Genomic DNA, 8,223 nt, shown 5'->3' with positions numbered 1-8,223 from the left:
ACTGCGCCGGAAGTGGGGCGAATTATAGACGTCCAGAATTTTCCGTCAAGCACTAATTTTGGCTTTTATTCCGGCTTCAGCACGATACGCGCAAAAGCCTTCTTGCCAGCCTGACAGACATGGGTAGCGCCCAGCTTATATATGTAGGCGCGATCCACCACTTCACCATCGATGCGCACGCCGCCCGAACCAAGAAGATCTCGCGCTGCCGCAGCATTCTTGACCAAGCCTGCTTTATTAAGGACAGCCGCAATCGGCATATCCTCGGCCGCAGTCAATTCGATCTCAGGCAGATCATCCGGCAATTCGCCATCCTTCATGCGATTGCCCGCCGCACGATGAGCATTAGCCGCCGCCTCCTCACCATGGAAACGGGCGACAATCTCCTCAGCCAGCTTGATCTTGATGTCCCGCGGATTTGCCCCAGCCTCAACATCCGCACGGAATGCGTTGATCTCATCCATGGAACGGAAGCTGAGCAATTCGAAGTAACGCCACATAAGCACGTCAGGAATGGAAACCAGCTTGCCGTACATAACACCCGGCGCTTCCTGGATACCCACATAGTTACCCAACGACTTGGACATCTTCTTCACACCATCCAACCCCTCCAGCAAAGGCATGGTCAGAATGCACTGGGCTTCCTGACCATAACCACGCTGAAGCTCGCGCCCCATCAGCAGGTTGAACTTTTGATCCGTACCGCCGAGCTCGACGTCAGCACGCAACGCCACCGAGTCATAGCCCTGAACAAGCGGATAGAGGAATTCATGAATGGCGATCGGCTGACTGGTTTTATAGCGCTTGTCAAAATCATCGCGCTCGAGCATACGAGCCACGGTGTATTGGGAGGTCAGGCGAATGAAATCCGCCGGCCCCATCTGATCCATCCAGGTGGAGTTGAAAGCGACTTCGGTCTTGGCCGGATCAAGAATCTTGAAGACCTGAGTCTTGTAGGTCTCGGCATTATCAAGAACCTGCTCGCGCGTCAGCGGTGGGCGCGTTGCGCTCTTACCACTCGGATCGCCGATCATCCCAGTGAAGTCACCTATCAGGAAGATGACCTGATGCCCCAGGTCCTGGAACTGACGCAGCTTATTAATAAGCACGGTATGACCCAGGTGCAGATCGGGTGCCGTCGGGTCGAAACCAGCCTTGATACGCAGCGGCTGCCCACGCTTGAGCTTTTCAATCAGCTCGGACTCGACCAACAACTCTTCTGCACCACGCTTGATCAGCGCTAGCTGCTCTTCAACCGACTTCATAACAGACCCGCAAGGCTCAGATTCAAAGGGACCCAACCATACAAGATCGCGCACCAAATACAAGGTTTGCCGGGTGCGCGGACACCAATCCACGGGCAGAGTGTCCGCGGGCTTGCTTCGCAGGTGATTTGGTTATATTTTATACAGTTATTTCATCTTCATCATGTCATTCATCTTTTCCAATTCATCTCTTCAAAAGTCAAATTACCTATGACCACAGAACCATCCAAAGCGCCGCCGCTTTACCCCAAGACCCACCTGCTCGCTGCAAGTGGTATTGCCGCCCTTCTTAGCCTGGCGCTCCTGGTGTTTCCCTCCAGCGATGTTGAAGCCAAAAAGACGACGCTAAGTCTCGAACTGGAAAGTCCTGCTGAACAACTGACACAAGATCAAGACGCTGCCGAAGCCGTCCAAGCCACAAACGAGGCCGCAGCCTCCCCCTTCGCGCAGATCGAAAACAACGCTGAAGACACGCCCGCGTCCGCCCAAGCGGAGCCTGCGATCGAAGAAAAGAAAGACCCGGGCCACCATGAGGTCATAGTTGCCAAAGGCGACACGCTCTCCACTCTCTTCGAAAAGGTTGGGCTGCCGTCGACCCTGGTCCACGAGATCCTGGCCAGCGACAAGAAGGCCAAACAGTTCGCTCGGCTCCAGAGGGGTCAGAAACTCGAGTTCGAACTCAGCCCAGACGGACAACTGACCAGCCTGCATACCAAACTAAGTGACCTGGAAAGCATCACCCTGAGCAAAAACGACAAGGGTTATGCGTTCAACCGCGTCATCACCAAACCAACCGTGCGCTCAGCCTATGCTCATGGCGTCATTAACAGCTCATTGTCGCAATCGGCCGCACGCGCCGGCCTTTCCCATAGCCTGACAATGGATATGGCCAGCGTGTTTGGCTACGACATCGACTTCGCTCAGGATATTCGCCAGGGTGACGAGTTCGACGTCATTTACGAACAGAAAATGGTCAACGGAAAAAGCGTCGGCAACGGCCCTATTCTTTCCGCCCGCTTCACCAATCGCGGCAAGACCTACACGGCGGTGCGCTACACCAACAAACAAGGCAACAGCAGCTATTACACTGCCGACGGCAACAGCATGCGCAAGGCATTTATCCGTACGCCGGTTGATTTCGCCCGCATCAGCTCAAGATTCTCCGTAGGCCGCAAACATCCCATCCTGAACAAGATCCGCGCCCATAAAGGCGTCGACTACGCAGCTCCCCGCGGCACCCCAATCAAGGCCGCCGGAGACGGCAAAGTGCTGTTGGCCGGACGCCGGGGTGGCTATGGCAACACCGTGATCATCCAGCACGGCAACACTTACCGTACACTGTATGGCCATATGCAGGGCTTCGCCAAAGGCGTGAAAACCGGCGGCAGCGTCAAGCAAGGCCAGGTGATTGGCTATATTGGCACTACCGGTCTGTCCACCGGGCCGCATTTGCATTATGAATTCCAGGTCAACGGCGTCCACGTTGATCCGCTGGGCCAGAAGCTCCCCATGGCCGATCCGATTGCCAAGTCCGAGCGCTCACGCTTCCTGGCTCAGAGCCAACCCTTGATGGCTCGCATGGACCAGGAAAAAGCCACCATGCTCGCCTCAAGCAAGCGCTAAACCATGGCGCACTATATCGGCGTGATGTCTGGCACCAGCCTGGATGGACTGGATATCGCGCTGATCGAACTGACTCCGGCGATCAAGTTGGTCGCCACGCACTACATCCCCATGCCCGCCTCCCTGCGCACCGAAATGCTCGAGTTATGCAGCAGCGGGCCCGATGAGATCGCTCGCTCAGCCATTGCCCAACAAAACTGGGTAAGGCTGGCTGCGCAGGGCGTCCACACGCTGCTCGACGCACAGAAGCTCAAACCTGAAGGTATCCGGGCAATCGGTAGTCATGGTCAGACCATTCGACACGAGCCGGCCCGCGGCTTTACCGTGCAGATCGGCAACCCCGCATTGTTGAGCGAATTGACCGGCATTGCCGTCGTCAGCGATTTTCGCAGTCGCGATGTTGCTGCTGGCGGACAAGGCGCCCCGCTGGTTCCTGCGTTTCACGAAGCACTGTTTGAAGAACGGGCCGGCAATCGTGCCGTGCTGAATATCGGCGGCTTCAGCAATCTCAGCCTGATAGAACCCGAAAAGCCGGTAGCCGGTTTCGATTGCGGCCCTGGCAACGTATTGCTGGACGCCTGGATACATCAGCAACGGGGCGAGCACTTTGATCGCGATGGTCTGTGGGCTGCCAGCGGAAAAGTCGAACCGGCTCTGCTAAAGGCTCTGCTTGGCGACCCTTTCTTTGTCACTCAAGGCCCTAAAAGCACAGGGCGCGAAGTGTTCAACCTGTCCTGGCTGACCCAGCACCTGTCGCACCTACCGGTCTTCGCCCCTGAAGACGTGCAGGCAACGCTACTCGAACTGACGGCCCTGACCATCGTCCACTCACTGCAGAATGCCCAGACCAACACTCAAGAGCTGCTGGTTTGCGGCGGCGGCGCGCACAACCGCACACTCATGAAGCGGCTGGCCGACTTACTGCCAAACACCCAAGTCAGCAGCACGGCCACTTACGGTGTAGACCCGGATTGGGTCGAAGCCATGGCCTTTGCCTGGCTGGCCCATTGCTGCCTTGAAGGCATTTCAGCGAATCGCCCAAGTGTCACCGGCGCACGGGGTTTGCGCATACTCGGCGCAATCTATCCCGCCTGAATCCATTTTTCGCCGCACAGCAAAACGCCGCAGAGCCGTAAGGCGCTGCGGCGTTCTTATTTAAAGCCTCAGATCGAAAACGAAGAACCGCATCCACAGGTTGTGGTGGCGTTAGGGTTCTTGATGACGAAGCGCGACCCTTCCAGCCCTTCCTGATAATCCACCTCAGCACCCGCCAGGTACTGGAAGCTCATCGGATCGACCACGAGGCTGACACCTTCGCGTTCGACGATGGTGTCGTCATCAGCCACTTCCTCATCGAAAGTGAAGCCGTATTGAAAACCCGAACAACCGCCGCCCGTCACAAAAACGCGCAGCTTTAAACGATCATTCCCCTCCTCATCGACCAGGCTCTTCACCTTGTGCGCGGCACCGTGGGTGAATTGCAAAGCCGTGGGGGTGAAGGTTTCGACGCTCATGCTGAATATCTCCCGGCGCTTACGCCGCCATAATGCGTGATGACGCGCATTATCCGCTTCTCCTAGAAAATCGGTCAACTATTTGAGAGGCAGGCGCAAACTACACGTTATGAGCTGCAAGCCTGGCGCTTCAAGCTTGCAGCCTCAGATTGGAGTTAAGGCAACATCCCAGCGTGGGACAGACCCAGACGCTCATCCAGCCCGAACAGGATGTTCAAGTTCTGCACAGCCTGGCCGGACGCGCCTTTGACCAGATTATCGATGACCGACAACACCACTACCAGATCGCCATCCTGTGGGCGATGCACCGCGATCCGGCAAACGTTCGCGCCGCGTACGCTACGAGTTTCAGGGTGGCTGCCAGCCGGCATCACATCGACGAACGGTTCGTTGGCGTAACGCTTCTCGAACAACGCTTGCAGGTCTACGGAACGGTCGACGACGGTTGCGTACAGCGTGGAGTGAATGCCCCGAATCATCGGCGTCAGGTGCGGCACAAAAGTCAGGCCGACATCCTTGCCTGCCGCGCGACGCAGCCCCTGGCGGATTTCCGGCAGATGACGGTGGCCTTTGACGGCATACGCCTTCATGCTTTCCGACGTCTCGGAGTACAACGAGCCGACACTGGCACCACGGCCGGCACCGCTGACACCCGACTTGCAGTCGGCGATCAGACGCGACGCATCAGCAAGCCCCGCCTCGAGCAGCGGCAGGAAACCCAGTTGCGTTGCCGTTGGATAGCAGCCCGGGACAGCGATCAACCGTGCCTGCCTGATTTTCTCGCGATTGACTTCCGGCAGGCCGTAGACCGCCTCGTCCAGCAGATCTGGCGCACCGTGTGGCTGACCGTACCATTTGGCCCACTCTTCAGCGTCCTGCAGACGGAAATCTGCCGACAGGTCGATGACCTTGGTCCCGGCGGCCAGCAGTTCGCCTGCCAGGGCATGGGCAACACCGTGAGGCGTGGCGAAGAACACCACATCACAGGCCCCGAGGGTCTTGATGTCCGGAACGCTGAACGCCAGGCCGTCGTAATGGCCCCGCAGGTTCGGATACATGTCGGCGACGGCCAGTCCAGCCTCGGATCGGGAGGTAATGACCACCACCTCAGCCTGCGGATGCTGTGCCAACAGACGCAGCAGTTCGACACCGGTGTAACCCGTGCCGCCGACGATACCGACCTTGACCATATACCTGCCCTCAACGAACCCACTGGAAAGCTGTCGATGATAGGGGCCGCGCGGCCCGGCGACAACCGCCAAGGTGACGTGTGGCCGCTCTAGCCTCTACTATCGGGCTACCGTGAATCTGGGAATACAAAAAAATGCTCTATCTATGGCTCAAAGCACTTCATATCGTCAGCATGGTCTGCTGGTTCGCCGGCCTGTTCTACCTGCCTCGCCTGTTCGTCTATCACGCCCAAAGCGAAGACAGCGTCAGTAAAGAACGCTTCATCGTCATGGAGCGCAAGCTGTATCGCGGCATCATGGGGCCGGCGATGATCGCCACCCTCGTATTCGGCATCTGGCTGCTGAGTCTCAACGCTAGTGCCTACTTCACTCAAGGCGGCTGGATGCACGCCAAGCTGACCCTGGTGGTATTGCTGATCGGCTATCACCATATGTGCGGCGCGCAATTGAAGCGCTTCGCCCGTGGCGAAAACACCCGCAGCCATGTCTTTTATCGCTGGTTCAATGAAGTGCCGGTTCTGATATTGCTGGCTATCGTAATTCTGGTCGTGGTTCGGCCGTTCTAACTTTCAATCAGCACCACCTTATCCGGGGTACTTCCGATGTCGCTGCCCGCTCTGCTTGAACAACGTTTGCGCCTGCCCGTCGTGGCAGCGCCGATGTTTCTGATTTCCAATCCACAGCTGGTACTGGCCTGCTGCCGCAACGGAATCGTCGGCAGCTTTCCGGCGCTGAACCAGCGCGAAAGCAGTGGTTTCAAGGCTTGGCTGGAAGAAATCGAAGCGGGCCTGGCAACAATGGAAAACCCGGCACCCTATGCCGTGAACCTGATCGTCCATCATAGCAACCCACGGCTTCAGGCCGACCTGGCCATCTGCATCGAACATCAGGTGCCGATTGTCATCACCAGCCTGGGCGCCGTGAAAGAACTGGTGGATGCGGTTCACAGCTATGGTGGGCTGGTATTTCACGATGTCACCACGCGCCGTCATGCCGAGAAAGCTGCCCAAGCCGGTGTCGACGGCTTGATAGCGGTCGCCGCCGGCGCAGGTGGCCACGCCGGGACCTGGAGCCCTTTCTCACTGGTCGCCGAAATCCGCCAGTTCTTCGACAAAACCCTGCTGCTTGCGGGATGTCTGAACCACGGCCATCAGATTCTGGCCGCCCAACTGCTTGGCGCGGATTTGGCCTACTTCGGCACACGCTTCATCGGCACGACCGAAAGCCATGCGCCTGACGCTTATAAGGAGATGTTGCTCACATCCAGAGCCGCAGACATCGTGCATACTCCTGCGGTGTCCGGGGTGCCGGCCAGCTTCATGCGCCAGAGCCTGGAAAACGCCGGTTTCGACCTGGCCGCCCTGCAGGGCAAGGGCGAGGTGGATTTCGGTTCCAAACTCAAGCCACTGAACGACGAAGCCAAGGCCTGGAAAACCGTATGGTCCGCAGGCCAGGGCGTGGGTGATATCCATGATCTGCCCAGTGTCGATCAGCTAGTGGCACGCCTGGATGAAGAATACCGGCAAGCGCTGGCCCGCGCGACACAACTCGGCGGCCAATGGCCCCGCTGAAATCAACCGGATCAAAACCATTGCTTAACCTTATGAGACAAGGATGCCTGGCATGAGCGAAACCCGTTTCAATATCGTATTTGATGGAGCCCTGCTGCCGGGTGTCGAAACCACCACAGCCAAGCTCAACCTGGCTGAACTGTTCAAAAGCGATGTCAGTGCCATTGAACGGTTGTTCAGCGGGCGCAAGGTGGCGCTTAAAAGCAACCTGTCCCAGGCCGAAGCGCAGAAGTACCTGGAGGCTCTCAACAAGAGCGGGATCGATGCGCGAATCGAAGCCGAACCTTCCCTCGAACTGAACCTGGACGAGGTACAGCATTCGCCGCCGTCGAACGGACGCCACCCGGACTCAATCATCGACCCGGTATCGCCCTACGCGCCACCCCGAGCCGAGGTGGGTGAAGCAATGGCCGAGTACAGCACGCTCAAGCCCTTCAGCTTCGATGGGCGCATCGGACGACTGCGCTTCCTGGGCTGGACCATGGCCTTGACGCTGGTCATGCTGTTTGTGGTGGGCACAGCCTTTTCATTGGGCTTGACCTGGATCCTCGCCTCCAGCTCCACGGCGGCAATGATCGTCGGCGGCCTGCTGGGACTGATCATCGCACTGGGCTTTGCTTATGTAAGCATCCAGTTCAGCGTCCAGCGCCTGCACGACCTGGGTTGGTCCGGGTGGTTGTGGCTGCTCAACCTGGTGCCGTTCGTGGGCAGTGTCTTCCCCTTCGTACTCATGGCCTTGCCCGGCAACACCGGCGCCAATCGCTATGGCCCCCCGCCGCCGCCCAACAGCACCGCGGTCAAGGTACTTTCGTCGCTGTGGATTGTCATGATCGTGGTGGCTTTCCTTGCCGCAATGGCCGGGGCATTCAGCGGCATCACAGAGGAATACGACAGCAGTTCCTTGAGCAGCTATGAGAGCAGCGAGCTCATTGATGAAGACACTGCAGAACCAGCCGTCGAAGCAGCCGAGCCTGCTGCGCCTTCTGTAGACTATGAAGAGGAACAATAAGCGCGCTTCGTGCCGGTGACAGCTCAGTACACTGGTGACGGGCCGTTGCGA

8 protein-coding genes are annotated in these 8,223 nt (G+C 58.0%); 5 read left to right on the top strand and 3 right to left on the bottom strand.

The genetic code is table 11. The features are described 5' to 3' along the window. Positions 1-65: 65 nt before the first annotated feature. Positions 66-1,265, bottom strand: a complete 1,200-nt coding sequence (tyrS, locus tag MKS85_RS13565; protein WP_076383442.1) for a tyrosine--tRNA ligase — start codon at positions 1,263-1,265, stop codon at positions 66-68. A gap of 210 nt (positions 1,266-1,475) precedes the next feature. Between tyrS and MKS85_RS13560 the strand changes: the two genes are divergently transcribed. Continuing rightward, positions 1,476-2,888, top strand: coding sequence for a peptidoglycan DD-metalloendopeptidase family protein (locus MKS85_RS13560; RefSeq protein ID WP_188251797.1), 1,413 nt, complete (start codon positions 1,476-1,478; stop codon positions 2,886-2,888). 3 nt (positions 2,889-2,891) lie between these two features. After that, positions 2,892-3,983, top strand: coding sequence for an anhydro-N-acetylmuramic acid kinase (locus MKS85_RS13555; protein WP_188251798.1), 1,092 nt, complete (start codon positions 2,892-2,894; stop codon positions 3,981-3,983). 68 nt (positions 3,984-4,051) lie between these two features. On the opposite strand, the gene erpA is transcribed toward MKS85_RS13555, so the two are convergent. Next, a complete protein-coding gene (gene erpA, locus MKS85_RS13550; protein WP_003206114.1) occupies positions 4,052-4,402 on the bottom strand; it encodes an iron-sulfur cluster insertion protein ErpA in 351 nt (116 codons plus the stop codon). Positions 4,403-4,557: 155 nt separating this feature from the next. Beyond that, positions 4,558-5,592 (bottom strand): N-acetyl-gamma-glutamyl-phosphate reductase, encoded by a 1,035-nt coding sequence (gene argC / locus MKS85_RS13545; RefSeq protein WP_047228042.1) that lies wholly within the window; start codon positions 5,590-5,592, stop codon positions 4,558-4,560. Between the two features lie 134 nt (positions 5,593-5,726). Between argC and hemJ the strand changes: the two genes are divergently transcribed. The 3 genes from hemJ to MKS85_RS13530 are packed head-to-tail and all read left to right on the top strand — an operon-like array spanning position 5,727 to position 8,172. Beyond that, on the top strand, positions 5,727-6,158 hold the full coding sequence (gene hemJ / locus MKS85_RS13540) for a protoporphyrinogen oxidase HemJ (RefSeq protein ID WP_092455622.1): 432 nt from the start codon (positions 5,727-5,729) through the stop codon (positions 6,156-6,158). Between the two features lie 36 nt (positions 6,159-6,194). Continuing rightward, a complete protein-coding gene (locus tag MKS85_RS13535) occupies positions 6,195-7,163 on the top strand; it encodes a nitronate monooxygenase family protein (RefSeq protein WP_188251799.1) in 969 nt (322 codons plus the stop codon). 52 nt (positions 7,164-7,215) lie between these two features. After that, complete coding sequence (locus MKS85_RS13530; protein WP_188251800.1) at positions 7,216-8,172, top strand: DUF805 domain-containing protein; 957 nt, start codon at positions 7,216-7,218, stop codon at positions 8,170-8,172. The last annotated feature ends 51 nt before the right edge of the window (positions 8,173-8,223 follow it).

Source organism: Pseudomonas sp. JL2 (assembly GCF_031570495.1).
Taxonomy (GTDB): Bacteria; Pseudomonadota; Gammaproteobacteria; order Pseudomonadales; family Pseudomonadaceae; genus Aquipseudomonas; species Aquipseudomonas rhizophila.
The sequence above is the reverse complement of the archived record's forward strand: the minus strand, read 5'-3'. Positions and strand labels throughout refer to the sequence as shown.

Bases quoted from the DNA above. Each gene is read 5' to 3' on its own strand.
- tyrS (WP_076383442.1), bottom strand. From the start codon at position 1,265: ATGAAGTCGGTTGAAGAGCAGCTAGCGCTGATCAAGCGTGGTGCAGAA.
- MKS85_RS13560 (WP_188251797.1), top strand. From the start codon at position 1,476: ATGACCACAGAACCATCCAAAGCGCCGCCGCTTTACCCCAAGACCCAC.
- MKS85_RS13555 (WP_188251798.1), top strand. From the start codon at position 2,892: ATGGCGCACTATATCGGCGTGATGTCTGGCACCAGCCTGGATGGACTG.
- erpA (WP_003206114.1), bottom strand. From the start codon at position 4,402: ATGAGCGTCGAAACCTTCACCCCCACGGCTTTGCAATTCACCCACGGT.
- argC (WP_047228042.1), bottom strand. From the start codon at position 5,592: ATGGTCAAGGTCGGTATCGTCGGCGGCACGGGTTACACCGGTGTCGAA.
- hemJ (WP_092455622.1), top strand. From the start codon at position 5,727: ATGCTCTATCTATGGCTCAAAGCACTTCATATCGTCAGCATGGTCTGC.
- MKS85_RS13535 (WP_188251799.1), top strand. From the start codon at position 6,195: ATGTCGCTGCCCGCTCTGCTTGAACAACGTTTGCGCCTGCCCGTCGTG.
- MKS85_RS13530 (WP_188251800.1), top strand. From the start codon at position 7,216: ATGAGCGAAACCCGTTTCAATATCGTATTTGATGGAGCCCTGCTGCCG.